Origin of the sequence: Humibacillus xanthopallidus, from assembly GCF_006717145.1 — a bacterium.
GTDB lineage: Bacteria > Actinomycetota > Actinomycetes > Actinomycetales > Dermatophilaceae > Humibacillus > Humibacillus xanthopallidus.
Window position 1 is genome coordinate 1,181,799 of the sequence record NZ_VFQF01000002.1, and the last position, 26,336, is coordinate 1,208,134.

Annotated in this window: 22 protein-coding genes; 12 read left to right on the forward strand and 10 right to left on the reverse strand. The window is 71.3% G+C overall.

What is annotated here, in order from left to right:
* Positions 1 to 125: 125 nt before the first annotated feature.
* Together FHX52_RS16140 and FHX52_RS16145 are read left to right on the forward strand one after the other, a co-directional pair.
* The gene (locus FHX52_RS16140; protein WP_221630621.1) at positions 126 to 1,931 is read left to right on the forward strand and encodes an FAD-binding oxidoreductase; all 1,806 of its coding nucleotides are present in this window, start codon (positions 126 to 128) and stop codon (positions 1,929 to 1,931) included.
* 32 nt (positions 1,932 to 1,963) lie between these two features.
* Entirely contained in the window at positions 1,964 to 2,479 is a 516-nt protein-coding gene (locus FHX52_RS16145; protein WP_141823332.1) for a hypothetical protein, read from the forward strand.
* A 137-nt stretch (positions 2,480 to 2,616) separates the two neighbouring features.
* On the opposite strand, the gene FHX52_RS16150 is transcribed toward FHX52_RS16145, so the two are convergent.
* Entirely contained in the window at positions 2,617 to 2,970 is a 354-nt protein-coding gene (locus FHX52_RS16150; RefSeq protein ID WP_141823333.1) for a cupin domain-containing protein, read from the reverse strand.
* Between the two features lie 273 nt (positions 2,971 to 3,243).
* On the opposite strand from FHX52_RS16150, the gene mraY reads away from it, so the two are divergent.
* The 4 genes from mraY to FHX52_RS16170 all read left to right on the forward strand — a co-directional run bounded on the left by mraY (position 3,244) and on the right by FHX52_RS16170 (position 9,021).
* On the forward strand, positions 3,244 to 4,356 hold the full coding sequence (gene mraY / locus FHX52_RS16155) for a phospho-N-acetylmuramoyl-pentapeptide-transferase (RefSeq protein WP_141823334.1): 1,113 nt from the start codon (positions 3,244 to 3,246) through the stop codon (positions 4,354 to 4,356).
* Between the two features lie 168 nt (positions 4,357 to 4,524).
* A complete protein-coding gene (locus FHX52_RS16160) occupies positions 4,525 to 5,289 on the forward strand; it encodes an HD domain-containing protein (RefSeq protein WP_141823335.1) in 765 nt (254 codons plus the stop codon).
* Positions 5,290 to 5,297: 8 nt separating this feature from the next.
* A complete protein-coding gene (locus tag FHX52_RS16165) occupies positions 5,298 to 6,191 on the forward strand; it encodes a CPBP family intramembrane glutamic endopeptidase (RefSeq protein WP_141823336.1) in 894 nt (297 codons plus the stop codon).
* An 85-nt stretch (positions 6,192 to 6,276) separates the two neighbouring features.
* Positions 6,277 to 9,021 carry a helix-turn-helix transcriptional regulator gene (locus FHX52_RS16170; RefSeq protein ID WP_141823337.1) on the forward strand — a complete coding sequence of 915 codons (2,745 nt, stop codon included), beginning with the start codon at positions 6,277 to 6,279 and terminating at the stop codon, positions 9,019 to 9,021.
* A gap of 86 nt (positions 9,022 to 9,107) precedes the next feature.
* Here FHX52_RS16170 and FHX52_RS16175 read toward each other — a convergent pair whose 3' ends face one another.
* From FHX52_RS16175 to FHX52_RS16195, 5 genes are all read right to left on the reverse strand, one after another.
* Positions 9,108 to 10,523: an alpha/beta hydrolase gene (locus FHX52_RS16175; RefSeq protein ID WP_141823338.1), complete on the reverse strand. Its 1,416-nt coding sequence runs from the start codon at positions 10,521 to 10,523 to the stop codon at positions 9,108 to 9,110.
* Entirely contained in the window at positions 10,520 to 12,040 is a 1,521-nt protein-coding gene (locus tag FHX52_RS16180) for an MFS transporter (protein ID WP_141823339.1), read from the reverse strand. The genes FHX52_RS16175 and FHX52_RS16180 overlap by 4 nt, the downstream gene beginning before the upstream one ends.
* A gap of 218 nt (positions 12,041 to 12,258) precedes the next feature.
* Complete coding sequence (locus tag FHX52_RS16185; protein WP_141823340.1) at positions 12,259 to 13,227, reverse strand: NAD(P)-dependent alcohol dehydrogenase; 969 nt, start codon at positions 13,225 to 13,227, stop codon at positions 12,259 to 12,261.
* Positions 13,228 to 13,532: 305 nt separating this feature from the next.
* Complete coding sequence (locus FHX52_RS16190) at positions 13,533 to 14,561, reverse strand: sensor histidine kinase (protein ID WP_141823341.1); 1,029 nt, start codon at positions 14,559 to 14,561, stop codon at positions 13,533 to 13,535.
* Entirely contained in the window at positions 14,561 to 15,292 is a 732-nt protein-coding gene (locus FHX52_RS16195; protein ID WP_141823342.1) for a response regulator transcription factor, read from the reverse strand. Before FHX52_RS16195 ends, FHX52_RS16190 begins: the two co-directional genes overlap by 1 nt.
* A 160-nt stretch (positions 15,293 to 15,452) precedes the next feature.
* Here FHX52_RS16195 and FHX52_RS16200 point away from each other — a divergent pair, with 160 nt between their 5' ends.
* Both FHX52_RS16200 and FHX52_RS16205 read left to right on the forward strand, forming a co-directional pair.
* Positions 15,453 to 15,908 carry a hypothetical protein gene (locus FHX52_RS16200; RefSeq protein ID WP_141823343.1) on the forward strand — a complete coding sequence of 152 codons (456 nt, stop codon included), beginning with the start codon at positions 15,453 to 15,455 and terminating at the stop codon, positions 15,906 to 15,908.
* A 944-nt stretch (positions 15,909 to 16,852) separates the two neighbouring features.
* On the forward strand, positions 16,853 to 18,643 hold the full coding sequence (locus FHX52_RS16205) for an immune inhibitor A domain-containing protein (RefSeq protein ID WP_141823344.1): 1,791 nt from the start codon (positions 16,853 to 16,855) through the stop codon (positions 18,641 to 18,643).
* Positions 18,644 to 18,711: 68 nt separating this feature from the next.
* Here the strand turns inward: FHX52_RS16205 and FHX52_RS16210 are convergent, their stop codons facing one another.
* Entirely contained in the window at positions 18,712 to 19,749 is a 1,038-nt protein-coding gene (locus FHX52_RS16210) for a zinc-dependent alcohol dehydrogenase family protein (protein WP_141823345.1), read from the reverse strand.
* A 124-nt stretch (positions 19,750 to 19,873) separates the two neighbouring features.
* A complete protein-coding gene (locus tag FHX52_RS16215; protein WP_141823346.1) occupies positions 19,874 to 21,511 on the reverse strand; it encodes a phytoene desaturase family protein in 1,638 nt (545 codons plus the stop codon).
* A gap of 196 nt (positions 21,512 to 21,707) precedes the next feature.
* Here FHX52_RS16215 and FHX52_RS16220 point away from each other — a divergent pair, with 196 nt between their 5' ends.
* The 4 genes from FHX52_RS16220 to FHX52_RS16230 all read left to right on the forward strand — a co-directional run bounded on the left by FHX52_RS16220 (position 21,708) and on the right by FHX52_RS16230 (position 25,323).
* Positions 21,708 to 23,252 carry a S8 family serine peptidase gene (locus FHX52_RS16220; RefSeq protein WP_185747320.1) on the forward strand — a complete coding sequence of 515 codons (1,545 nt, stop codon included), beginning with the start codon at positions 21,708 to 21,710 and terminating at the stop codon, positions 23,250 to 23,252.
* 186 nt (positions 23,253 to 23,438) lie between these two features.
* Positions 23,439 to 23,606 carry a hypothetical protein gene (locus tag FHX52_RS23935; RefSeq protein WP_185747321.1) on the forward strand — a complete coding sequence of 56 codons (168 nt, stop codon included), beginning with the start codon at positions 23,439 to 23,441 and terminating at the stop codon, positions 23,604 to 23,606.
* On the forward strand, positions 23,603 to 24,382 hold the full coding sequence (locus FHX52_RS16225) for a cytochrome b N-terminal domain-containing protein (RefSeq protein ID WP_221630623.1): 780 nt from the start codon (positions 23,603 to 23,605) through the stop codon (positions 24,380 to 24,382). Before FHX52_RS23935 ends, FHX52_RS16225 begins: the two co-directional genes overlap by 4 nt.
* Positions 24,379 to 25,323, forward strand: coding sequence for a hypothetical protein (locus FHX52_RS16230; RefSeq protein WP_141823348.1), 945 nt, complete (start codon positions 24,379 to 24,381; stop codon positions 25,321 to 25,323). The genes FHX52_RS16225 and FHX52_RS16230 overlap by 4 nt, the downstream gene beginning before the upstream one ends.
* A gap of 33 nt (positions 25,324 to 25,356) precedes the next feature.
* Here the strand turns inward: FHX52_RS16230 and FHX52_RS16235 are convergent, their stop codons facing one another.
* Both FHX52_RS16235 and FHX52_RS24585 read right to left on the reverse strand, forming a co-directional pair.
* Positions 25,357 to 26,115, reverse strand: coding sequence for an SMP-30/gluconolactonase/LRE family protein (locus FHX52_RS16235; protein ID WP_185747322.1), 759 nt, complete (start codon positions 26,113 to 26,115; stop codon positions 25,357 to 25,359).
* A gap of 85 nt (positions 26,116 to 26,200) precedes the next feature.
* On the reverse strand, positions 26,201 to 26,323 hold the full coding sequence (locus FHX52_RS24585) for a hypothetical protein (RefSeq protein WP_281288016.1): 123 nt from the start codon (positions 26,321 to 26,323) through the stop codon (positions 26,201 to 26,203).
* Between the last annotated feature and the right edge of the window lie 13 nt (positions 26,324 to 26,336).

Here is a 26,336-nt window from a genome sequence, read left to right on the forward strand (position 1 = left end):
GCCGCGGGGTGCGGGCTCGCTGACATCCCAGAAGTGTGGGGTCCTTGCCTTCCGTGGTGCTGGGAGCCGGAACTCCCCGTGCGACTGGGATTTCGCGCCGCGGGGGCGGCCAACAGGCTCGTCTCGTGACCATCACCATCCGAACGGCTTCCGTCGACGACCACGGCCGGCTCATGCACGCCGAAGATGCCACGGCTCAGGCCTGCCTCGCGTTCGTGCGTCTGGAACGCGAGCTCGAACGTCGTGGGTTGGCCCTCGCGGCGCTCGGGCGGCTGACGGTTCTGTCGCCCGTCCCGGCGCGCGTCGACGACGCGGCGGGGCCGGGGCCCGGCGCCTCCGGGCCGCGGCCGGGCGCCTCCGTGCCGGGGCCGGGCGCCTCCGGGCGCGTGGCCTCGACCACAGCACCTGAGGACGTCTTCGACCTCATCCGCGAACGGCTCGCATACGAGGGCGCCCACGTGCCCATCGACGTGCTGCCCGCGGAGCGCCTTGCCCAGCCGGGCATGCTCGTCGCCCTCCGCGCCGAGGTGGTCACGCACGGGTTCACACCATCCACCAGCCACGAAGGAACTCACATGTCTGCATCCACTCTCGACGTCGCCGCGCTGCGGGGCGTCTCGGGACTCCTGCTCCCCGGCGACGCCGGCTACGACGAGGCGTGCTCGCCGTGGAACCTCGCGTTCCCGCTGAGCCCCGCCGCAGTAGCCGTGCCGCAGTCGGTCGACGAGGTGATCGCCGCGGTGACATCGGCGGCCGAGCTGGGCCTGCGCGTCGCGCCACAGAGCACGGGTCACCTGGCGTCCACGCTCGACGGTCGCGTCGACAACGCCCTGCTGCTGCGCCTGCACGAGCTCACTGGCGTGACGGTCGACCCGGTCGCCCGCACGGCGCGGGTGCTCGGAGGCACGCTGTGGCGGGATGTCGTCGCGGCGGCAGCGCCGCACGGGCTCACCGCCCTGCACGGCAGCGCCGGTGATGTCGCCGTCGCCGGTTACGTCCTCGGCGGCGGGCTCTCGTTCTACGGCCGCCGCCACGGCCTCGCCTGCACCTCCGTGCGCGCGTTCGAGGTGGTGACCGCCGACGGCGCCCTCGTGCGTGCGACCGCCGATGAGCACCCCGACCTCTTCTGGGCATTGCGCGGCGGCGGGTTCGGCTTCGGCGCGGTCGTGGCGATCGAGCTGGACCTCCTGCCCTACGCCGAGGTGTATGCCGGCATGCTGCTGTGGGACCTGTCTCGCGGCGCGGAGGTGCTCCGTGCTTGGGCCGAGTGGACCTCGCGCGCTCCCGAGTCGGCAACCACGAGCATTCGGTTCCTGAGGTTTCCGCCGATACCCGACCTGCCGCCGTTCCTGAGCGGTCGCAGCCTCGTCGTCATCGACGGCGCGATCCTCGAGAGCGACGAGACGGCCGCCGAGCTGCTCGCACCCCTGCGCGCGCTGGAGCCGGAGATCGACACCTTCGGCCGTATGCCGGCCGCCGGGCTCCTCGGGGTCCACATGGACCCACCTGCCCCGACGCCCGGTGTGAGCGACCACGCGATGCTCACCGCCCTTCCGGCCGACGCGATCGACACGCTCCTCGCCGTGGCCGGCCCGGGCGTCGACACCCCGCTCATGGTCGCGGAGATCCGGCACGCGGGCGGTGCGCTCGACACGTCGACGGATGCCGCACTGCCGCGTCTGCACGGTCAGTACGCACTGTTCGCGTTGAGTGCGGTGCCGGTTCCCGACCTGCTGACGCTCGGCGAGCAGGTGACCAAGGCGACCGTCGACGCGATGCGGCCTTGGGCAGCGGTCACGGACTTCCCGAACTTCACGGAGCGCCAGGTCGCGGCATCCGCGCTCTACGACGTGGCCACCCGCGAACGCCTCGCGGCGACGCGAGACCGGTACGACCCCACCCGGATGTGGCTGGCCGCGCACGCGGTCTGATCCACGAGACCAACCAAGGAGAGAAGAAAGACATGCGAAGCACCACCCGAACCGTCGGTGGCGTCCTGACGGCCCTCGTCCTCGGAGCCGCTGTGCTCCCGGCCCAGGCCGCGCCGGCACCCGACTCGGCGGCGATCACCAACCAGCTCGTCGCGAAGACGCGAGCCGCCGTCGCGAAGTTCCACGATGTCGACGCCGCGATCGCGGCCGGCTACGTGCAGGTCGGCGAATGTGCCGAGAGTCCGGCCGGGGCGATGGGCATCCACTTCATGAACCCGGCGCTCATCACGCCCGGAGTCGTCGACCCCGCCCGCCCGCCCTTCCTCACCTACGGCCCCGCCAAGGGCGGGGGGCTGGAACTGTGGAGCGCGGAGTTCTTCGAGCCCGAGATCGGCCAGCCCACCCCGATGTACGGCGGGCAGGGCTTCGACGGCCCGATGCCCGGACACGAGCCCGGAATGCCGGCGCACTACGACCTGCACGTGTGGGTGGGCACGCACAACCCCGCCGGCCGGTTCGCCGCGTGGAACCCGAGCCTCCACTGCTGAGACTCGGACCATGGGCGGGGCAGGTCGCCGAGAAGCGACCTGCCCCGCCCATGCGACGTGCGACTCGCCGGGCCTCCGAGCAGCCCTGGCCGAGCGCCGAGACGGACGGTCTCAGTCGTCGGTCTCAGATGGGGGTCTCAGGCGGGCTTGGCGTAGGCCTTGATCCCGGTGTCGAGCAGCACGCACGGTTCGTCACCGTCGGTCCAGGCATCGTGACCGGGGTCCAGGTCCACGACATCGCCGGGGCCTACTGCGATCTCGCTGCCGTCGTCGAAGCGGACGGTCATGTGCCCGGACAGGCAGATTCCAGTGTGGTGGGTCTGGCAGGAGTCGGTGCCGGCCAGAGGTTTCACGTCGCTCGACCAGCGCCAGCCCGGTTCGAAGACCCCCCGGCCCAACGTGAAATCACCGAGGGTGACCACGTCCAGATGGCCGTGGTCTGCGAAGGGACGGCGCTCGTGCGGGGTGTCGATGCTCTGCTTCTCGGACATGGCTTCCTCTCGTGGTTTCGCTGGGGCCAGGGCCTGACGTCAGAAGCGACGTCCTTCTCCGACGCTAGACCTGCCACCGCGACGGCGAGTCCGTTCCGGATGAACGGGTCGGAGTTGGAGGCGTATGGACGGATTGCACCCGCTGGTCAGGATTCGCGCTGCGACTGGCCTAGGGTTGGTCGCCGATGTGGCCGCGGCCGAGGGGGCAGCCCGCCCACCCGCCCGCGTGAGCCACAGTCCCCAACCGCGGACGAAGGGCAGCGAAGAGCTCCGATGATCAACGTCATGCTTGCCGGTGGCATCTCGATGGCCGTGGCACTGCTCTGCACGAAACCCTTCATCGCCCTGCTGGTCCGGCGACGGTACGGCCAGTTCATCCATGACGACCTGGCTCATCACCAGGTGAAGCGCGGCAAGCCCACCATGGGTGGCGCGGTCATCATCGCAGCGGTGTTCGTCGGGTACTTCGCTTCGCACGCGATCCTGACGCTGCTGACTGCCACCGGGGCGCTCACGGTGATCCACAACGGGATCTCGCTCAGTGCCGTGCTCGTGCTCTTCCTGCTGGCCGGACTCGGTCTGGTGGGGTTCCTCGACGACTACACCAAGATCCGCAGGGAGCGCAGTCTCGGCCTCACCGGGCGGCAGAAGCTCGTCGGTCAGGCGCTCGTCACCGTCGTCTTCGCCCTGGCTGCCCTGTTGCTGACGAACGAGCAGGGACAGTCGCCGGCATCCACGGCGATCTCGTTCCTCCGGGACACCGGCATCGATCTCGCCTTCGCGGGTCCGGTGGTGGCGGTGGTCCTCTTCATCGCGTGGGCGGGCGTGCTCATCGCCGGGGCGTCCAACGGCGTGAACCTCACCGACGGCCTTGACGGGCTGGCCACCGGGGCTGCGGTCATGGTGTTCGGGGCGTACACGCTGATCGCCATGTGGCAGTACAACCAGGGGTGCTCGGTCGCGCCGGGGCCTGGCTGCTACGACGTCGGCGACGCGCTAGACCTCGCGGTCATCTCGTGTGCGATCGGCGGTGCGTGCTTCGGGTTCCTCTGGTGGAACGCGTCGCCCGCCGAGATCATCATGGGCGACACCGGTTCCCTGTCTCTCGGGGGCGCCTTGGCCGGACTGGCCATTCTCACCCACACCGAGCTGCTGCTCGTGGTGCTGGGCGGCCTCTTCGTCGTCGTCACGGCCTCGGTCATCATCCAGGTCGCCAGCTTCAAGCTCACCGGCAAGCGTGTGTTTCGGATCGCCCCGCTGCACCACCACTTCGAGATGGTGGGGTGGTCTGAGGTGGTCATCGTGGCGCGCTTCTGGATCATCGCCGGGATCTGCGTCACCGCGGGCCTCGCGCTCTTCTACGCCGAATGGCTCACCAACCACTGAGCCTCCCTCGCTGTACGCCCCGGCCACCCTCGCTGCATGCCCCGGCCATCTGGCCGGGGCGACGAACTCGGGGCAGCGGCAGAGTCGGGGGAGCTGCCGCGGCCGAGCGGTGCCACGGACAGCCGTACGTAGTCAGCGGCGGTGCGAGAACCGGGGAAAGGGAGTGCCATGAGCACGCGCGAGGCAACGGGAACCTACGACTGGACCCGCCGCACCGGCGGGCGCCTCGAGCCGAGCGAACGACGTGCCATGGTGGTCGACCTTGCCCGCGTCCACGTCGGCAACGCCCTCGGCCGGCTGGCGCTCATGACCCACCTCAGCCGCGGCCGTCACGCCTACGTGTCTCCCGATCGGCTGCGTCCACCGGACTCGCCCCTGACGCGTGCAGCGCTCGATGCCGCCTCCCGGGTCCTGCCGACGACCCTGCTCAACCACAGCCACCGGACCTACCGCTTCGGGCGCGCCCTCGGCGAGGTCGACGCCATCGACGTCGACACGGAGCTGCTCTACGCTGCCGCTCTCCTCCACGACACGGGGCTGGTCCTGGCCCGGGGGCGCGACGACTTCACCCTCACCTCGGCCCGCGTCGCCACCGACGTCGCGGAGCAGGTAGGTCTCTCGACGTCGGCGATCGAGACCGTCCAGACCGCCATCACCATGCACCACAGCCCCCGCGTCGCCCGCGAAGCAGGCCCGGTCGCCTACCTTCTCGCCGCCGGCGCAGGGCTCGACGTCGTCGGTCTCCGGAGCTGGGACGTGCCGCGCGCTGTCCTCGAGGGCGTCGTGCGCCTGCACCCCCGAGAGGGGTTCAAGGCGCACTTCACCGCCGCGTGGGCCGACGAGGCGGCCAGGGTTCCGCAGGGCCGCGCCATGCTCCTTCGTCGCCACGGCGCCTTCGCCGCCGCGATCGCCCTCGCACCCTTCGAGGAGTGAGCCGACTCATGAGTCCCACGTTCCCGGACACGCCGCTCACCCCGATCTCGCCCACGACGGCGGCGGGCAGCATCGATGAGGGAGGCCGCGAGGCGTCGCGACGCCGTCGGGTGGTCGAAGCCGTCACCTTCGTCGGCGCCTGGGTCGCCGCGGGCTACGTCCTGCGCCTCGACGACGACGCCTACCTGCTCCTGGGCATCCCGCTCACCCTGGCGTTCCAGGTGTTCGTGCGGCGCCGGCCGCTGCGAGAGCTCTTCGCGGCCGGCACGTCGCGGTTCGCGCTGAACAGGCGGGGCGTCGTCACCGCGATGCTGCTGGCAGTGGTCCCGGCACACTTCGCATTCCAGGCGCTGCTGGCGGGCGATCTGATGAGGTTCGGCTGGTACCTGGCGGCCACGACCGGTGCCGTCGCAGCAGCGTTCTCCCTCAGCGCCTCGACCGTGCCGGCCACCATCCGTGCCGCGGCCCTCCCCATCGCCATCGGGGCCGGCGGCATGCTGACGGTCTACGGGATCGTCCACCTCGCGGCCGGGGTTCCGCTTCAGGCGACGGCGGCGTTCGCGACGCTCGCCACGTACTCCGCGCTCTACTTCCCGGCCACGTTCCTGCTGGAGGAGGTCACCTTCCGCGCAGCTGTCGACGCGCACGTGCACCGCGAGGGAGAGCAACGCGGCTGGTGGTCGGCCGTCCTCGTGTCCGCGCTGTGGGGACTCTGGCATCTCCCGGTCTCGTCCGACGTGCCGTTGCCCTTCCCGCTCCTGGTCGTCGAGCTCGTCGTCGTCCACATCGTTCTCGGCGTTCCTCTCTCGTTCGCCTGGCGCCGCTCCCGCAACCTCGCGGCTCCGGCGCTGGCGCACGCCGTCAACGACGCGGTTCGCAACGCCGTCATGCTCGGGCTGTAGCCTCGCCGCCGCGCGATCGCCGGAGGTCGCCGCCATAGGCCCTGGAACGGCGTGGGGGAGCTCGCCTCAGCGGTACCGTCGGCATGTGCTCCATGGCCGCGACCGCGAACGCGCGCAGCTCGACCGCCTCGTGGCACAGGCACGTGCTGGCACTTCGGGGGCGCTCCTCGTACTGGGCGAACCCGGCATCGGCAAGACCGCGCTGCTGCGTGGCCTCGCCACGACCGCGCAGTCAGGGGCACTCGTGCTGCGCACCGCCGGGGTCGAGTCAGAGTCGCCGTTGCCGTATGCCGCCCTCCACCGTCTGCTCCGCCCGGTCGTCAGCCTCGTCGACGGACTCCCCGCTCCCCAGGCGCGGGCGTTGGGTGCAGCGTTCGGCCTCGTGGACAGCCCCACCGTCGAGCCCTTCCTCGTGGGGGTCGCGACCTTGTCGGTGCTGACCGAGGCCGCCGAGCCCGACCGGCCTGTCGTGTGCGTCGTCGACGATGCCCAGTGGCTCGACCCGGCGTCTGCGAACGCGCTGCTGTTCGCTGCGCGTCAGCTGTCGGCGGACCCCGTCGTCGTGGTCCTTGCAGCCCGCGCCGGAGGGCCTGGGCGTCCGGCCTTCGCTGCGGAGGGACTCCCCGTCCTCGAGCTGGGCGGCCTGGACGAGGCAGCCGCGCGACAGCTGCTCGACGAACGTCGTGACGGCGACCTGTTGCCCGATGACGTGGCCGCGCGGCTCGTCGGCGACACGGGCGGCAACCCGCTCGCGCTGCTCGAGCTGCCCGGCGCGCTCAGCCCCGCTCAGCTGGACGGCGCGGCCCCGCTGCCGGCTCTCCTCACGTTGACTGCGGGCGTCGAGCGAGCCTTTCTCGATCGGTGCCGGCGCCTCAGCGAAGAGGCGCAGACACTGATGCTCGTGGCCGCAGCAGACGCCACCGGGCTGGTCGACACGGTGCGCCGTGCGGCTCGCGCACTCGGGGTGCAGCCGCGCGCCTGGGATGACGCGGAACGCTCGGGTCTGCTCACCGTCACCGGCGAGACCGTTGCCGTGCGGCACCCCCTGGTGCGCTCGGCGGTCTACCAGGCGGCGACCAGCTTCGAGCGACGGCAGGTCCATCAGGTGCTGGCCGACGCCCTCGGTGGGCGCGACGAGGACCGGGCGACGTGGCACCGCGCAGCCGCCGTCGACGGGCTGGACGCCGGCGTCGCGGACGCCCTGGCGAAGGTGGCCGCCCGCGCCGAGCAGCGCGGTGCCCAGCTGTCGGCCGCGGACGCCTACGAGCGATCAGCCGAGCTCTCGACGGCCGATGCGGAGCGAGCGGCGCGGCTCTTCGGGGGAGCGCGCGCCGCTTGGGCGGCCGGGCAGGCCGCTCGAGCGCGAACCCTGGCCGCCTCGGCCCGCGAGCTGGCATCGGACCCCCTCCTGCGAGCAGACATCGACCGGCTGCGGGCGCGCATCGAGATCTACGTGGGCTCGGCCACGGACGCGCACCGTATCTTCACCGTCGCCGCCCGGAACGTCGCCGACCACGATGACGCTCGAGCGCTGGAGATGGCCGTCGCCGCGGCCATGACACGCACCTACGGTGGTGACAGCGGCGCCGTGATGCCGAACGACGAACTGGCCCGACTGCTGGTCCCGGCGAGCCGGGACACCCCTCGCACGGCGTGCCTCCGCCAGCTCCTGGAAGCGATGACCGCCTCCGCTGACACGGACTGGGCCAGCGCGACAGCGACCCTCGATCGGGCTCTGGCGGCAGGACGACAGGTGGAGGACCTCGATGTGCTGGGCAACCTCGGCAACGCCGCCCTGCACCTCGGCCACGACGCCGGAGCCCGCCTCCTTTATGCCGCCATGGTGTCCGCGGCCCGCGAGCAGGGTGCCGGCATGGTCGTCATCTACGGCCTCCAGAGACTCGCCTTCGCCCACTTCCCTGCGGGTGACTGGAACGGCATACGCGCCTGTGCCGATGAGGCGCTCACCCTGGCGCGGAGCGTCGGGCAGCCCACGCTCACCGCCGCGCCACTTGCCTGGTTCGCCCTCCTGTCCGCCCTCACCGGGAGCGACGAGCTCGACGAACACCTGGGCGACCTCGACATCGTGGTGGCCCAGCACCCGCTGGGGATCCTCACCGACCCGGTGCACGACCTGACCCGCTGGGCCAGAGGCACCCGGGCCGCCGCGACGGGTGATGCCACGGCAGCGCTGCACCACTTCGAGGCGCTGCGCGTGCCGGCGCTGCAGCGGATGACAGCGGTGGACCGCATCGACGCTGGCGTCCGTGCCGGAGGGCGAGCGGGGGACGAGGACGGGTCTGTCGCCGCGCTCACCTCGTTCGCCGCCGCATCCAAGCTGCCCTGGGCGTTGGCCGACAGTGCGTTCGCACGCGCCGTGGCCGCGACCGAGCCCGCGCAGGCCTCGGAGGAGTTCGAGACGGCAGTGGGCCTCTATCGGCAGGCGCATCGACCGTATGCGCAAGCGCGAGCCGAGCTGGCATACGGCGAGTTCCTCCGGCGGACGAACCGACGGGTGGACGCTCGTGCACACCTCCGCTCGGCGGTGGCGACGTTCGCCGACCTGGGAGCCGGCCCCCTTCTGGGCCGGGCCGAGCAGGAGCTGCGGGCCTCGGGCGAGACTGCACGCAAGCGAGACCCCTCCACCCTGCTCGACCTGACTCCGATGGAGCGCAAGGTGGCCGAGATGGTCGGCACCGGCCTGTCGAACAAGGACGTGGCCGCCCAGTGCTGGGTGTCCCCGCGCACCGTCGCCTTCCACCTGCGCAACGTCTTCACCAAGCTCGGCATCACGTCACGGACCGAGCTGGCGCGGATCGACTTCAGCTGACCCGCGCCTCGACCCGACAGCCTCGACGAGCGAGATCCTGCCTCACCCGGCAGACCCACCGTCGGGTCTGCCGGGCGACCCGCGTCTCAGCGCGCCACGGGCTCGCCTGTCCGGACAGCCGAGACGACGTCGAGAATCGCCTGCGTCGTCGCCGCGGCGTCGGCCTCGTCTGCGATGAGGTCCTCGTGGGTGGCGCCGGCGATGATGCGGTGCTGCGAGTTGGTCGACAGCGCAGCCAGACGGTCCTGCTTGCCGAACCAGTCTGGCGCGCTACCGGATCCGGCAGTCAGCACCGCCAGGGGCTTGGCGCCGAAGGAGGTGAGAGCACTCGCCTGGGTGGCCGAGGTCCCCGCCTGGGCGTACTCGTCAATCGTGCTCTCGAGCGTCTCCGACCGGCCGATGCTCGCCCGGACCTCGTCGCGAGCTCGTGGGGGAAGGGAGCCTGCTTCGACCGGGGCATACAGCCGGGTGAGGCCGACCCGGGCCGAGGCCGCCGCGAGTGCCGAGAGCCTGGCAGTCAGGTCGTACGAGCCGCTGTCGCTCGACGGGACGACCACCCCGTGCGACGGCCCGGCCGGCGCAGTCGAGTCCACGAGCACCATGCCGACCACCTCGTCGGGGTAGAGCGCGGCGAACGTCAAGGTGTAGAGGCCTCCGAAGGAGTGGCCGGCGAGCACGTACGGCCCCGGGACGTGTGCGCGCTGCAGAAGGGTGTGGAGCTCAGTGGCGACCGTTGCACCGTCCTGCGGCGCACCGGCGGGCTCGCTCCACCCTCGCCCTGCTCGGTCGTAGACGCAGACGCGCGTGTCGCGAGCGACGGCCGGCGAGATCCACGCCCAGTTCGAGGAGAACTCGCCACCACCCGTCTGGACCACGACCGTCGGGCTGCCGGACCCGGTGCAGCGGAGGTGCAGCCGGTGACCGCCGACGTCGACCAGCTGGCCGGGCGCGGGGTTCGCGCGTGCAGCGAGCGCCGCCCCGACCGTCTGGTACGCGCCGCCGACCGAGGCCAGCGCCAGGACGCCCAGCATCGGGAGCATCAGCCAGCGACGGCTCGGTCCGGGCAGGTGACGCCGCACCTGGAGGACCATCCAGACGACCAACGCGAGCAGGGTCGGCGGCCAGACCCAGTCGAGCACGGCGCTCGCGCCACGACCGCCGCCCGTCAGCAGCAGTCCGCCCAGACCCATGAAGACCGCCGGTGCACAGGCCCACCGCTGAGGGTGGTCGGTGAAACGTGTCGTCAGCAGCGCCAGCATCGCCCAGCCGACCGCGAACCCGATCAGGGCTGCGCCGGCCATGCGCGGCTCCTCGGCGGGGATGAGCGGAGCTGCAGCCAGCATCAGCGCGACGACGCCACCCGTGGCGAACGACCCGGCCACGATCACTGCGAGCGAGCGCCTCGTGCGAGGTGCCCGCTGAACGGTCACCGAGCTTGGACGCGTGAGGTCGTTCGCGGCATACCCTGCTCGGACCCGGCCGTCTGCGGCTGCGCCGTTCATGAGTCTCGCCCCGCTCGCACCGACGTGGAGGCAGGCCCGGTCGCCGAGGTGATGGGGGAGCGACTTCGCTGCGCGGCGACGAGCACCACACCCATGAGTGCCGTGGCCAGGGAGACCGCCGCGGCTGTGGTGAAGGCTGCCGCGAAGCCCGCGGCCGACATCGTCGCGGCTCCGTCCTCGGCGACGGCAAGGCCGATGGCCGTGAACGAGGCGATGCCGACAGCTGCACCGATCTGCGTCGCCGATCCGGCGAGCCCCGCAGCCAGGCCGGTGTGCGTGGCCGGGACGGCGGAGGCGATCACCATCGTCGTGGGCGTGAAGCTGAGCGCGACACCGGTCGCCACCAGCAGCAGACCCGGCAACACCCCCGCGAGGTAGCCCGCACCGAGCGGTGCGCTCGCCAGCCAGAGGTGTCCGGCTGCGAGAACCACCATGCCGACGACCAGCGTGCGTTGCGCACCGAGCGCACGCACCATCCTGGGCAGGAGGGCGAGGGAGACGACGAACCCCGTCAAGGCCGTGGGCACCATCGCGAACCCGGCCTGCTGCGGAGCCATGGCGAGCATCTGCTGGAGGTAGAGGGCCACGAGCACGAACGTGGAGGCGCGCGCGGCGCCACCGAGGACCGCGAGGACCACACCGGCATCGAGGGGCCGTGAGCGCAACAGCTCCAGCGGCACGAGCGGGTCCGCGGCCCGGCGTTCGATCATCCCGAAGGCCCAGAGCAGGACCATCGACGCGACCAGTCCTCCGAACACGGGCACCGACATTAGGCCGTGGTCGGCGAGGCCGAGTGCGGCGTGCACGAGAGCGACGGCGGCGCCGGTCACGGCCGCCGACCCGAACCAGTCGAAGGGACGACGTGCCCCGCGCACGTCGTCGGGCAGCAGACGCCGGGCGAGGACGACGCCCGCGACGGAGACGGGAACGGTCACGACGAAGACCGACGACCACCCGAACGATCCGACGAGCAGCCCGCCCGCCATGACCCCGGTCGCGCCGCCGAGCGTGGAGGCCGCGCCCCACAGGCCCATGGCCCGTGCTCGTGCGGCGCCGGGGAAGGTCAGCAGCAGCAGGGACATCGCGGCGGGGCTCAGGGCTGCCGCGCCCACCCCCTGGAGGATGCGGCCGCCCACGAGCACGCCCTGCCCGGTGGCCGTGGCCGCGACCAGCGTGCCCATGGTGAACAGGGCCGAGCCGGCGACGAACATCCGGCGCCGCCCGATCAGGTCGGCGGCCCGGCCGGACAGCAGCAACAGGCCGCCGACGGCCAGGACGTAGGCGTTGACGACCCACGTGGTCCCGGTCGGCGTGAGACCGAGGCCGGACTGCATGGCGGGCAGTGCGACATTGACGATCGACGTGTCGAGCATGACGACGAACTGCGCGGACACCAGCAGCGCCAGGGCGAGCCGTGGGCGCCTGCCCGTCGGGGACCCGCTGACGGGGGTGGGTGGTGCGGTGAGGGGTGGGGCGGGGCGGGGTGTCGGGAGTCGAGTCTCCAGAGCGGCGGGCACGATGACCTCCTGGGCCGTGGTTGGTGATGTCCTTCACGGTGCCGCTGGTGCCCCGGCCTTCGCGCCGGTCAGATGACCGGGATGGGCGCTCCTTCATCGCGGCGCCGGAACGGCCGGCGCCGGAACGGCCGGCGGCGAGGTTCGCCGCCGGCCGTGGTGGTCGGTGTCCAGCTGACGGATCGGTCAGGGCCGTCGCGTCGAGCCGCAGTGGGTGACTGTCACGCGGAGATGACGACCCGTCCTGGCGAGCGCCCCTCCTCGAAGGCTGCGACGGCGGCCGCTCCTTCCGACAGCGGGAAGACCGGGCCGAGCACCGGCCTGACCTGGCCGGCGGCCACGAGCTCGTTCATCGTGAGCAGCTCCCGGGCGTGCTCCCTCGTCACGAAGGAGACGAGCCTCTGCGGCACGAAGGGCGACAGGAGCGCAGCCCCCAGCTGACGATGGATGCCGCCGATCCACCGGTCACCCTCTCCGCCGACGATGACCAGCGTCCCTGTCCGAGTGAGCGCTCGGCGCAGGCGGCGAACCGGTGTCCGGCCGCCGATGTCGAGGATGAGGTCGAACCGGACCGAGCCGTCGGCGAAATCCGTTGTGGTGTAGTCGATCACGTCACTCGCGCCCAAGGAGCGCACCAGGTCGGCGCCGCCTGCGCTGCACACCCCCGTCACGGTTGCCCCGAACGCGGAGGCGAGCTGGACCGCGATCGTGCCCACGGCGCCCGACGCGCCCACGACGAGCACGCGCTGGCCCGGCTGCACGTGACCGTGGTCGCGCAGTGCCTGCAGCGCGACGAAGGTCGGGTAGGGCAGCACGGCCGCCTCCTCGAAGGACAGCCGCGGCGGTTTGGGGGCGACCTTCTCGACCGACGCCACGGCAAACTCGGCGAACGTGCCGCGGCACGCCCCGTACACCTCATCGCCCGGCTGGTAGGCGGTGACTCCCTCGCCCACCGTCTCGACCACGCCCGCGAAGTTCGTCCCGGGCACCGCGACGCTGGGAGCCCGGAAGCCGAAGCCCAGCAGGCGCATCAGGTAGGGCTCACCCGTCATGAAGTGCCACGCGCCCCGGTCCATCCCGGCCGCCGCGACTCGCACGAGGACCTCGCCCTCACCGGGCCTGGGGCGTTCGACGTCGCGCACGGCGAGCACGCCAGTGGTGCCGTAGCGATCCTGTGTCAGCGCCCGCATGCGCTCGCTCCTCGGCGAGGCAGGCGTCGTGGTGGTGGTGGCGCTCCGGTCGCGTGATTCGACGCGGTCGTTTCGTTGCGGTGGTGAGCTCTGGGCTGACATGGCGATCTCCTCGAGACGGTGACGATGTGGCGGAGGACTGTCTCCTGGCTCCGCGTCGGTGCGGCGTCCTCAAACCTGCTCGCATGCCACGCGGCTCGCCCCGGTCGAACGGCCGGGATCCGCCACCCCATGGTGCAAGCCAGCTGACGACAGCACGTGTTGTGGCCTCGCGCGCCACCTGCGGGGGCGGGCCGTCGAGAACGTCAGCGAGGTGCTGCAGGGTGACCGTCGGCCGGCAGGCGGAGGGTGAACCGGCAGCCGCCGTCGACGTTCACCACGTCCGCCGAGCCGCCGTGTGCCCGAGCCACCCCGGCGACGATGGCGAGCCCCAGCCCCGAGCCGCGACCCTCGCCTGGGGTGCGCGCCGCGGTGGCGCGGTAGCCCGTCTCGAAGACCCTCCCGATGACGTCGTCGGGGATGCCGCCGCACTCGTCGACCACCGCGACGACGACCGCGTCGGCGTCGCGGGTCACTGTCGTCGTCACCTCGCCACCACGCGGGGTGTGCCGTATGCCGTTGACCACGAGGTTCGCGACCGCGCGCCGCACCTCGCCGGGAGCGACCACGGCCCGGACCATCGGCGCGGCAGAGCCCGCGAGCCGGACCCCCTCGACGTCCGCGAGCGGGCGCAGGGCTGCCACCGCCTCCGAGACCAGGTCGCCCACGTCGACCACGGTCATCTGCAGTGCAGGATCGGCGGCCTGGAGCCGGGAGAGGGCGAGGAGCGTGTCGACGAGGTCACCCATCTGGTGCACCGAGGCACGCACCTGGCGCATGGCGGCGGGCACATCGGTGGCGACCCCGTCCTCGACCGCCTCGCTGATCGCCCAGATGCCGGCCAACGGCGTGCGCAGGTCGTGCGACACCCACGCGACGAGCTCGCGCCGGTCGGCCTCCGCCCGCACCTCGAGCTCGCGAGCCATCCGGTCGGCCGTCGCGGCTCGGTCCGCGTCGATGACCCGGCGTGCCACGAGGGCGCCGAGCACCGCGGCGACGGGCACGGCGGCCAGCAGCACGAGCAGCACGGTGGCGGAGTCCTCGGGTTGCAGGAACATCGCGCGCGCGCTCGCGTAGACGCCCGCGGCCACCGCGATGACCACGACCACCGGCGCCGCGATCGCTGCCCGTCCGACCGAGCGACGAGCGAGCGCCATCACGAGAACCACGCCCAGCAGCCCGACCACGAGCGTGACGCCGGCGGCCAGCGCGACGGCCGACACCTGGGTGGGCATCAGGCACGGTCCGGCGGCAAGGCGTCCCAGCGGTAACCCACCCCGAAGACCGTGACGAGCCGGGTCGGCGCGGACGGCTCTGCCTCGATCTTCTCTCGGAGCCGACGGACGTGGACGGTCACCGTCGACTCGTCGCCGAACTCCCAACCCCACACGGCTCGCATCAGCTCGTCACGGCGGTGCACCTCGCCGGGGTGGCTGAGGAACCAGTCGAGCAGCGCGAACTCCCTTGCTGTGAGGGAGAGTTCGGTGCCACGGCGAGTCACCACATGAGCGCGTCGGTCGAGCACGAGGTCGCCGTCGGCGCTCACCCCCCGGGGCTCCGCGGTCGCCCGCCCGTCGTCGGGTGGTCCGTCAGGGCCCGGCGCAGCGGCCCTGCGCAGGATCGCCTGGACGCGCAGCACGAGCTCTCGAGGGCTGAACGGCTTGGTCACGTAGTCGTCGGCGCCGACCTCCAGGCCGAGGATCCGGTCCTCCTCCTCGCCGAGGGCGGTGAGCATCACGACGGGGACCCGGGGGTGGTCGTGACGCAGCCTGCGGCATACCTCCAACCCACCGATCCCCGGGAGCATGAGGTCGAGGACCACGACGTCGGGGGACACCACGGACGCCAGGGCGAGGGCGGCGACTCCGTCGGCAGCGCGGTGCACCTCGAAGCCGGCCCGTTCGAGGTAGGCGCTCACGACGTCGCCCACGGTGGGGTCGTCGTCGACAACGAGGGCGCTGGTCATGGTTCGAGGATAGGGCGGGGCGGCGGCCCGCGGTCGGCGCCGGCGAGGAGGTCACCACCCCGTAAGGGGTCTGCAACCACCGCGTCATGGCCTCCTGCGCGGCGGCCCGGTTGACTCGCTTCAGGCCACCATCGGGGTGGACCAGAGAGCGAGGAATCCCATGAGGAGCAAGGCATTTCGCACGATCGCCGTTGTCGCAACGGCAGCGGGAGCGGTGCTGGGGCTGAGCGCGACGGCAGGGGCCGCCGGGGTCTCGGGCCCGGCGATCTACGTCAACCACGTGCTCTACCGCACCGTCGTGACGCCCACCGACCTGTCCGGCACGGGAGCCCCGGCGCAGAGCTGGGACACGATCTACAACTTCTTCGGAGCGCAGCGGAGCGTGGCCACCGCGGCGCCCGGTGACCCGGGCTTCAACGGTGGCCGCTGGCAGGTGCACAAGGTGTCCACTCCTCAGGGATATGCCGCAGCGCTGGCCGCCGGGGACCTCGACGGCAACGGCGTGCTCGACTCCACCGACGAGATCGACGCAGCGCTGGCCTCAGGTGCGCTCGTCGACGACGGCATCGTCAAGTACTTCGTCTGCACGCTCAACAAGGTGCCCGCAGGCGGCTGACGGGCTCGGGGTCTTTGAACCTTCCCCGAGTCGAGGTGATCCTGGCCCTCACGTGGGTGGCGGGATCACCTCGATCCGGTATGCCGTCCGGCTGGGTGGAGGTGATCCCGGACCTCACGTGGGTGGCGGGATCACCTCGAATGGGCGGGAGGGCGGCATACGGGGTCGGGGTCTTTGAACCTTCCCCGAGTCGAGGTGATCCTGGCCCTGACGTGGGTGGCGGGTTCACCACGATCCGGTATGCCGTCCGGCTGGGTGGAGGTGATATCGGGCGTCACGTGGGTGGCGGGATCACCTCGATTGGGCGGGAGGGCGGCATACCGGCTCGGGGCCTCTGAACCTTCCGAGTCGAGGTGATCCTGGCCCTGACGTGGGTGGCGGGTTCACCTCGATCCGGTATGCCGTCCGGCTGGGTGGAGGTGATCCCGGGCGTCGCGTGGGTGGCGGGATCACCTCGGATGGGCGGGAGGGCGGCATACCGGCTCGGGGGTCTCTGCACCTTCCCCGAGTCGAGGTGATCCTGGCCCTGACGTGGGTGGGGGGATCACCTCGATCCGGTACGCCGTCCGGCTGGGTGGAGGTGATCCTGGCCCTGACGTGGGTGGCGGGATCACCTCGGATGGGCGGGAGAGCGGCATACGGGGGCGGGGTCTTTGAACCTTCCCCGAGTCGAGGTGATCCTGGCCCTCGCGTGGGTGGCGGGATCACCTCGATCCGGTATGCCGTCCGGCTGGGTGGAGGTGATATCGGGCGTCACGTGGGTGGCGGGATCACCTCGATTGGGCGGGAGGAGGGCTGACGAACATTTGCACTTTCTTTAAACAAATTGCACTTTTCCTGACATACGCTCCGTTGACCGCTTCGGCGGTCACGCGCCGGTCGCCGCTGGCGCGCTCGCATGAGACAGGGCCGCAGCAATGCGGGATGGAGGAGAAATGCGCAACATGAAACCCCGAATCGTGGTGGTCTCGGTGCTCGCCGCCGCCACGGCGCTGTGCCCGAGCATCGCGGCCAGCGCGACACCCGACCCGGTGCCGGGCGCGGCGGCCGACGCGGACGGCATTGCCGTGCAGCGCGTCGACGACCGCCCCGACGCACAGAACGACGACCGCCGAGCCGCCATGGAGGAGGCCGTCGCCAAGGTCGTCCGCGGCGAGGCGACCCCCGAGTCGCGGGGCGGCAGCGGGGGCGGCAAGGCGGTGCAGATCGCCCCCGGCCAGTGGGCGCAGTACGGCCTGAAGTCGACCGACAGCATCCTCACCTTCCTCGTCGAGTTCGGCGACCAGAAGGACAGCCGGTATGCGGCGATGCCTGCCGGCCCGGTGCACAACGCGATTCCGGAGCCGGACCGCACCAAGGACAACACGACGTACTGGGTCGACGACTTCAATCGCGACCACTTCCAGGACATGTTCTTCGGTGCGGGCGAGTCCATGTCGAGCGTCTACAGCGAGATGTCCAGCGGTCGCTACACGGTCAAGGGCGACACCTCGGACTGGGTGAAAGTGCCCTATCACGAGGCGAGCTACGGGCAGACCGAGAACTCCACCGACATGCGCCGCTTCATCCAGGACAGCGCCAACGCCTGGTACGACCAGCAGAAGGCGAAGGGCAAGTCCGACGCCGACATCACGGCATACCTGCAGTCGTTCGACCAGTGGGACCGCTACGACTACGACAAGGACGGCAACTTCAACGAGCCCGACGGCTACATCGACCACTTCCAGGCGGTGCACGCCGGCGAGGGCGAGGAGGCCGGGGCGCCCGAGTGGGCGATCTGGTCGCACCGCTGGTCGGTCAACCAGTCGCGCAACGGCGGCCCGACCTGGAACCGCAACGGCGGCATCCAGATCGGAAACACGGCCTTCTGGATCCGCGACTACACGACCGAGCCTGAGAACGGTGGCCTCGGCGTCTTCGCCCACGAGTTCGGCCACGACCTCGGCCTGCCCGACCTCTACGACACGGGCGGTGGCGAGAACGGCACCGGCTTCTGGACCCTCATGAGCTCGGGCTCGTGGCTCGGTCACGGCACCGGTGACATCGGCACGACGCCCAACCACATGGGCGCCTGGGAGAAGCTCCAGCTCGGCTGGCTCGACTACACGACGGTCGCGCATGACGAGAAGGCCACGCTCATGCTCGGGCCGTCGATGCACGCCACGAAGAAGGAGCAGGCGCTCATCGTCACCCTGCCCAAGGATGCCGCGGGCAAGGACCGCTTCTACATCGCCGAGAACCGGCAGTATGCCGGCTACGACGCCACGCTGAAGACGGGGCCCTACAACTTCGGCTGGCCACTGACCAAGGACAACTGGGTCGAGCACTTCCCCTACCAGGACGGCCTGCTCGTCAGCTACTGGAACACCGCGGTGTCGAACAACAACACCCGCTCGCATCCCGGGACCGGCCGCGTGCTGCCGGTCGACGCCCGTCCGACGCCGCTGAGGTGGAGTGACGACACTGTCGCTCGCAACCGCATCCAGTCGTTCGACTCGACCTTCGGCGTCGAGGCGACGGACCCCATCTCGCTGCACCGCGAGACCGCCGCGGGCATGACGACGCTCGAGGTGCCGGCCCAGGCTCCGGTCCCGGTCTTCGACGACACCGACCCGAACCGCTACTACGACACCGCCAACCCCGGGGGCAGCGTCAAGGTCGCGGGCGCCGGAGTCACGATCAAGGTCGTTCAGAGCAACAGCACGGGCAAGATGACCGTGAAGGTCAACGACTGACCCGTCCACCAGCCCGGCATCGGCCCGAGTCCCGCAGTGGGCGCGGGCCGATGCTCGTCCCGGGTGCCTCAGCGGCGGGGGTCGACGATGGTGATGCCCGCGACCGTCGCGACGTCGAACCGGGGGAGCAGGGCGGCGGCCTCGTCGAGACCGATGGTGCGCTCGACCAGCAGCTGGGGCTGGAGGCGGCCCTGCTGGATGAGCTGCATCATTCCCGGGTAGTCGCTGGCCGCCATCCCGTGGCTGCCCAGCAGGTCGAGCTCCCAGCCGATGACCCGCGCCATCGGCACCCTGGGGTGTCCGTCGACGGGCGGCAGCAGGCCTATCTGCACGTGGCGGCCGCGGCGGCGCAGGCTGAGGATCGCGTCGGCACAGGTCTGCTCGCTGCCGACGGCGTCGACGGCGACGTGGCTCCCGCCGTCGGTGAGCTCCGCGACGGCGGCCGGGATGTCGGCGCCGTCCGCGAGCACGGTGTGCTCCGCACCCAGCGCCCTCGCGGCTGCGAGCGACTCGGGGTTGCGGTCGACAGCGACCACCCGCGCGCCGAGCGCCCGGGCGATCATCACGGTGCTGAGCCCCACCCCACCCGCGCCGACCACGGTCACCCACTCGCCGTGCGCGACCCGGGCCCGCCCGACGAGTGCGCGGTATGCCGTCGCGAAGCGGCAGCCGAGACTGGCCGCGGTCGCGAAGTCGATGCTGTCAGGCACGGCCACGAGGTTGGTGTCAGCCGCGTGCAATGCGACGTACTCAGCGAACGACCCCCAGTGGGTGAAGCCGGGTTGCTCCTGGTCCGGACAGACCTGGGCCTCACCGGCCAGGCACCACGCACACCGGCCGCAGCCACAGACGAAGGGCACCGTCACCCGGTCACCCGCCGCCCACCGGCGGACCTCCGGCCCCACCTCGGCGATGACGCCGGCGAGCTCGTGACCCGGCACGTGGGGCAAGGCGATGTCGTCATGACCGGCCCACGCGTGCCAGTCGCTGCGGCACATCCCGGTGGCCATGACACGGACGACCACTCCGAGCGGCGGAACCGTTGGATGGGCCACCTCGCGGACCTGGGGCTCAGCCCGCACGGCATCGATGACAACGGCACGCACGGGGTCAGGATGTCAGACGGGCAACGCCGACATCGGCGGCGCTCACGGTCGCGACGCCGCGGCGGTATGCCGCCCTCCCGAGGTCCCTGCGCCCCACCCCCCGTTGCGCTGGAGGGCCGCAGCGTCACGGCGAGCGTCTCGCCTTCACTCCCGGAACACGGGCACCGGGCCTGCGCCAGCTGGAGACTCGTGCGTGGCCCAACGCCGCCCGGGCGGCGTTGGAGCCGCAGGCGCCGTGGACACCGCCCCCCGGGTGTGCCGATGCCGAGCCGAGGTAGAGCCCCTGGATCGGTGTCTCCGCGCGCCCCAGCCCCGGCACGGGGCGGAACACCAGCTGCTGCTGCAGGGCCGCCGTGCCGCCGTTGATCGCGCCGCCGACGAGGTTCTCGTTCAGGCTCTCGAGGTCGGCCGGCCCGAGCACCCGGCGCGCTACCACGCGCTCGCCGAACCCCGGTGCGTGCTCCTCGATGCGCGCCTGCACCCGGTCTGCCATGCGTTCGGCAGCGGCCGCCGACCAGCGGCCTGACTCGATCGCCGGGCCGGCGACGCTCGCAGGACTCGGGTGCCGCACCTCGTGAGGAACGTGGGTGTAGGCCCAGACGGACTCCGCTCCGGCGGGTGCACGTGTGGGGTCCGTCGTGGCCATCTGCCCGAGGAGGATGAGCCCCTCTCGCGGCACGACCCCAGCCGACGTCTCGGCCCCTGCAACGGCGAGCGCGTCAACGGAGGGGGCGAGGTGCACGGTGCCGGGGGTTCTGGAAGGCGCTCCCGTCCACGGGATCGGCCCGTCGAGGGCCCAGTCGACCTTCACGGTCGCCGGATCCCACTCGAAGCGCGCCATCCGGCGTCGCAGACGGTTGGGCAGGTCGCTCCAGTCGACGAGTCCGCCGTAGAGCGCCGGGGCGGGGACGTCCGCGATGACGCACCGCCGGGACGTGATGCGTTCGCCGTCAGCGGTGCGCACGCCGATGGCTCGGCCGTTCTCGACGACGACGTGCTCGACCCGGCACGACGTGCGCACGGTCCCGCCCGCAACCTCGAAGCGGGCCGCCATCGCCTCGGCCAGCTTGCCAGCGCCACCGCGGGGCACGGGAAAGCCGAGCTCCTGGCCGAGCATGACGAGCAGCAGCCCCATGAGTCCCGATCCCGGCGAGTCGACGGGGATGTCGGCATGCGCTGCGTTGCCGGCGATGAGCAGCTGGGGCCCCTCGCCCCGGAAGAGCTCGGCGCCGATGCTGCGCGCAGGCAGGAGCATGCGCCGCACGGTGTCCAGCCCCCCGGCCCGGACCGCCCGCACTCCGAGAGCCGATCCGTGGCGTACCGGCGGGAAGGGGGTCAGGAGGGCCCCGACGAGGGGCTGCGAGATGCGGCTCCACCACTGGCACAGCTGCAGCCACGCGTCCCCGTCGCCCGGGCACAGGGCGTCCAGTGAAGCCGCCGTGTCGTTCCGGTCACGGTGCAGGACGGCCCAGCGTCCTTCATCGAGCGGGTGGCCGACGACGGCAGGTGCGTGCACCCACTCGAGGCCGTGCCGCTCGAGGCCGAGCGCTGCGATGGTCGGCGAGGCCGCGGCCAGGGGGTAGAACGAGCTGAAGGTGTCGTGGACCCATCCCTCACGCACCGCGGAGTCGCTCGCGACCGCCCCGCCGAGCCGGGGCTGTGCCTCGAGGACGAGGACGTCCCACCCCGCGTCGACGAGCAGGTTCGCGGCGACGAGCCCGTTGGGTCCGCTCCCGATGACGATGGAATCAGGATCTGGCATGGGGCCCTCCCTCGTCGGACTGTCGCTCGCGCGCAACCACCACCATCATGCAGAGTCGGTCGCGGGGCGCTCGGCAACTGCGCCGAATGCCGTCCGCAGGCGGTCAGGCGGGTCTACCTTCGTTGGGGTGGCCGCCAATGGCGACGGCCACGAGGCGGGGCGCGTCCCACGCGACCGTCGTGGAAGTGAGGATTTCATGTCCGTCTTTGCTTCTCGGGGAAGATCTCGTTCACTCATCGCCGCTGCGGCCGCTGTCACGGCCGGAGCCCTCGCCCTCGCTGGCGCCGGCCCCATCACGGGTGCCGCGGCCGCAGGCACGTCCCAGTCAGGGGCCGCCACCTATCTCGTCGTCTACCGCGCTGGCGTCTCCACGTCGGGGGCCGCCAAAGCGGTCAGCGACGCGAACGGCCAGATCGTGGCGAACTACTCGAACATCGGGGTCGTCATCGCACGATCGTCCGACGCGACCTTCGCCAGCACCATGCGCGCTGCACCCGGTGTCGAGGGCGCCTCTGCCACAGCCAAGTTCGCGACCCGGGTTGACGACGGGAGCAACGCCTCGTCCACCACTGCGGACCCGCCGGCGGGAAATGCGCCGGTGAGCGACCACGACTCCCTGTCGGGCCTCCAGTGGGACATGGCCCAGATCCACGTACCTGAGGCTCACGCCGTCACCGGCGGCAGCTCCAGCGTCCTCGTCGCCGACATCGACACCGGACTTGACTTCACGCACCCCGATCTCGCGGCGAACTACGACGCTGCGGCCAGCGCGAACTGCGCCTCGGGCGTGCCGACGCCGCTCGCGGCGGGCAACGACGACAACGGGCACGGCACCCACACGGCTGGAACCATTGCCGCGGCAGCCAACGGCCTCGGGATCGTCGGCGTCGCCCCGGGCGTGAGGATTGCCGGAGTCAAGGCCGGCGTGGGACTCGACGGGTTCTTCTTCCCGGAGTCCGTCGTCTGCGCCTACATGTGGGTGGCGGGCACCGGAGCCGTGGTGACCAACAACAGCTACTTCGCCGATCCGTGGCTCTTCAACTGCAAGAACGACCCGGAGCAGCGAGCCATCTGGACCGCCGAGCGGCGGGCGCTTCAGTTCGCCCAGTCCAAGGGCGTCGTGTTCGTCGCGGCTGAAGGCAACCAGGCCGACGACCTGTCGCACCCGACCCAGGATGCGACGAGTCCCGACAACACGACACCGGTCCTGCGTGACATCACCAACGCGTGCGCGGTCGTGCCCGTCGAGGTTCCCGGCGTCGTGGGGGTCACGGCAACCGGCAACCTGCAACAGAAGTCGTTCTACTCGTCCTACGGCGTGTCGTCGGCCGACATCGCGGCTCCCGGCGGCGACTCCATCCTGCAGCGGACCGCAGCGTCCCCGAACGGTCGGGTCCTGTCGACGTGGCCGGCGAACCTGTTGACCGCGACCTGCCTGCCGGCCCGACGTGTCGTCGACGCCTCCGGGGCGACCTACTGCTACCAGCAGGGCACGTCCATGGCGTCACCGCACGCCGTTGGCGTCGCGGCGCTCATCGCGAGTGTCACGGGCAAGCAGGGAGGAGCCCTGGCAACGGCGCTGCAGCGGGCGGTCAACCCGATCGCCTGTCCGGCCGACACCTCGCCGTATGACTTCTTCCCGGCCGTCGACAACGGCGCGCCCCAGACGTGCACCGGTGGGATCGGCCACAACAGCTGGTTCGGCGCGGGGGAGGTGGACGCGCTCAAGGCCGTCAGCTGACGCAGCCTGCCGTATGCCGTCGGGCGGGGCAGGTGCTCAGCCCGGCGGCATACGGCGCCCTTGCGCATCGATCTCTTTCGGGAAAGTGGTGCGCCGCCGGGTGGCCGGGCCCTACTCTTACGTTGTGTAGTAGTTCAACTGGTTGCGGGAGTGACTCACGCAGATCCCCTCTTCCAGGAGAACCAGATGTCCGGCCAGCTCGTCACATCAACCGTCCCCGCAGGCGCGGTCGTGCAGTGGGGCTTCCTCACGATCACCGTCGCGAACCTCATCGTGATCCTCACGATGATCGTCGTCTTCGTCCTCGCGATCCTGCTGCCCTTCCCCGCCGATCGTGACGAGGAGGGGTCATGAGCCGCACCGATCCGGCGGCGCCCATGCGTGCCGGAAGCCATGACAGCTGGACGCGGGCTCTGAGCGGGTGGATCGAGGGGCTCGTGCCCAAGGGCCAGTGGCTGCCCGACCGGCAGCCCGCCTACGTCGCCTCGTGGATCTACGTCTTCGGCGTGGCGTGCCTCGCCTCGCTCGTCGTCGTCATCGCCTCGGGGCTCGTGCTCACGTTCGGTGGCATCACGTGGTGGCACACGAACTCCTTCGGCCACTTCGTCAACTCCATGCACCTGTGGAGCGTCGAGCTCTTCTTTGCCACCATGGTGATCCACCTGTGGGGCAAGTTCTTCATGGCAGCTTGGCGTGGACATCGCGGAATGACTTGGGCGACAGGAGCGCTCGCGTTCTTCGGCTCGCTCGGAACCGCGTTCACCGGCTACCTGATCCAGACCAACTTCGACGCGCAGTGGATCAGCACGCAGGCCAAGGACGGACTCAACGCGGCCGGCGTCGGTGCCTACTTCAACGTCATGAACGTCGGCCAGATGGTGCTCTGGCACGTGTCGTTCCTGCCGCTCGTCGTCGGGGTGATCGTCGGGCTGCACCTGCTGCTCGTCCGGCGCCGTGGCGTCGTCCCGCCCATCGGGGCCGAGTCTCCCGTCGGCGTCGAGTCACCGGTCGCGGCCGAGCCGTCGGGGGCGAGTGCGCCGCCGGAGACGTCCGGTCCGGGTGCGGCGGCCGCTCCTCCCGGAGCTGCCCGACCGACAGCAGGTGTCTCGGCACAGGAGGTGGGGTCATGAGCGCCACGGCGACCCGACGCAGCGCCACCTGGGCCCCGGACTCCCATGACTTCCCGACGAGGCGCTACGACCTCGTGAAGGAGTTCGTCATCGCGCTCGTCGTGATGCTCGTGCTCACCATCGTGGCTGCGCTCGTCTTCTCCTCGCCCGACGACAGCGCGCTCTCCCTCCAGCGCTGGGCTCAGGAGGCGCCGAACGACGTCGTCGCGACCGCGACCGGTGAGCTCGCCGGCACGACGACGACCGCGACCTACGGCCCGCCGTACAACACGAATGCGGATGGGCAGAGCCTCGGCCCGATCGTCCTGCCGAAGCTGACCGGGGTCACGCAACCGATCGATGCAGCCGACGACTTCGTCATCACGCCGCTGCGCACCCTGTCCTCCGACCCGGCCGTCGCCGCAGCCCTCCGCCAGTGGTCGAGCGCGAGCGCCGACCAGCGCACGAAGTGGGCGCAGGCCTACTCCGACGCCCTCGCCGCCGCACCCGACGGCGACCCTGCCAAGGTGGCGTCCGGCGACTACGGTCCGGTGCCCGCGCTCGCGAAGGGCGAGCTTGCCCTCGCCAGCAGCGGTGCGCTGGAGGGGCTGCTCTCCTCGAGGACGAGCTTCTTCGGCACCGACAGCACGAAGCCGCTGCTCTTCCTCGCAGACGGGAGCTACCTCGAGGACCAGGCCCGAGTGCAGAACCTCGGCGGTGACCAGTGGGGCATCATGAACGAGACGGGCAACTACCCCGGCCAGCCCTGGCTCTGGCTCTACGCGTTCTGGTACCAGATCCCACCGTTCTCGACCTCCGACAACGCGGACGTGCAGGTCTGGGCGCTGATGATCCTGCTCAGCATCGGCTTCATCTGCATCCCCTGGATCCCGGGCCTGCGCACCTTGCCGAAGCACCTCGGCGTGCACAAGCTGATCTGGCGCGGCGGCCGCTGGCGCTGAACCACCCCTGAGCTCAGCCGTCTCACCCCTGCGTCACGACGTGGGGGTGAGACGCAGGATCACGCGGGCCTGGTCGTCGGCGACGTAGATGCGGCCCGAGCCGTCGATCAGCAGGCCCTGGGGCTCGATGAGGCCGGTCGCGGCCAGCACCGTCGAGGGGCCGCCGCCGAGCGGCCAGCGACGCACGTCGTGCCTGATGTGGCGCACGTCGGTGACGAGCAGGTTGCCGTGCCCGTCGAGGGCCACGTCGTCCGGCATCGAGGCGCGTGCTGCTCGGGTCCGGGACCCGCCCGCGCCGAGCCGCCACACGTCGCCCCCGCACTCGTCGGCGACGTAGACGCTGCCATCCGTGGCCACGGCTGCGCCGACGGGGTGGACGAAGCCTCGCGCCAGCACGGTGCGTGAGCTGCCGTCTGGCGCGATGCGATAGATGGTGCCGGTGACCGGGTCGGGCACCACGAGACTGAGAGTCGTTGCGTCCCAAGCGATCCCGTCCACACCCTGGTGACAGGTCACCTTGACCGGACGACCGGGCAGGGTCGTGAGCACGACCGGACGCGCCTGGCCTGCTGGGAATGCGAGCAGGCGGTTGGTGTTCTCCTCCGCCACCACGAGCGTGCCGTCGGCGAGCAGTACCATGCCCTCCGGGCCGTCGAGGCCTCGGTGCACCACCGTACCCGAACCGTCCGCGTTGAGCCGGCTGATGGTGCCGTTCGTGTAATCGCTGTAGAGCAGCGCACCGGAGGCGTCGAGGACGAGGTCGTCGGGGTGGTCCCCGCCGCGGTGCACCACCTCGGTCCGGTAGCTCCGCGGAGCGACCCCGTGGGCGGGCTGGCTCGTCCCGGGAGCCTTCGCAGATCGTGACGGCGTGGGCGTTTCACTCTGTGCAGTCGTGGGCCGCGTCGTCGTCATCGTCGACGGCGCCGGCGATGCGGACCGGCCACCAGCAGCACGCGTGGACGAGGCGCTCGCGGTGGGCTGGGTTGTGGGGGTCGAGCACGCAGCGAGCGCGA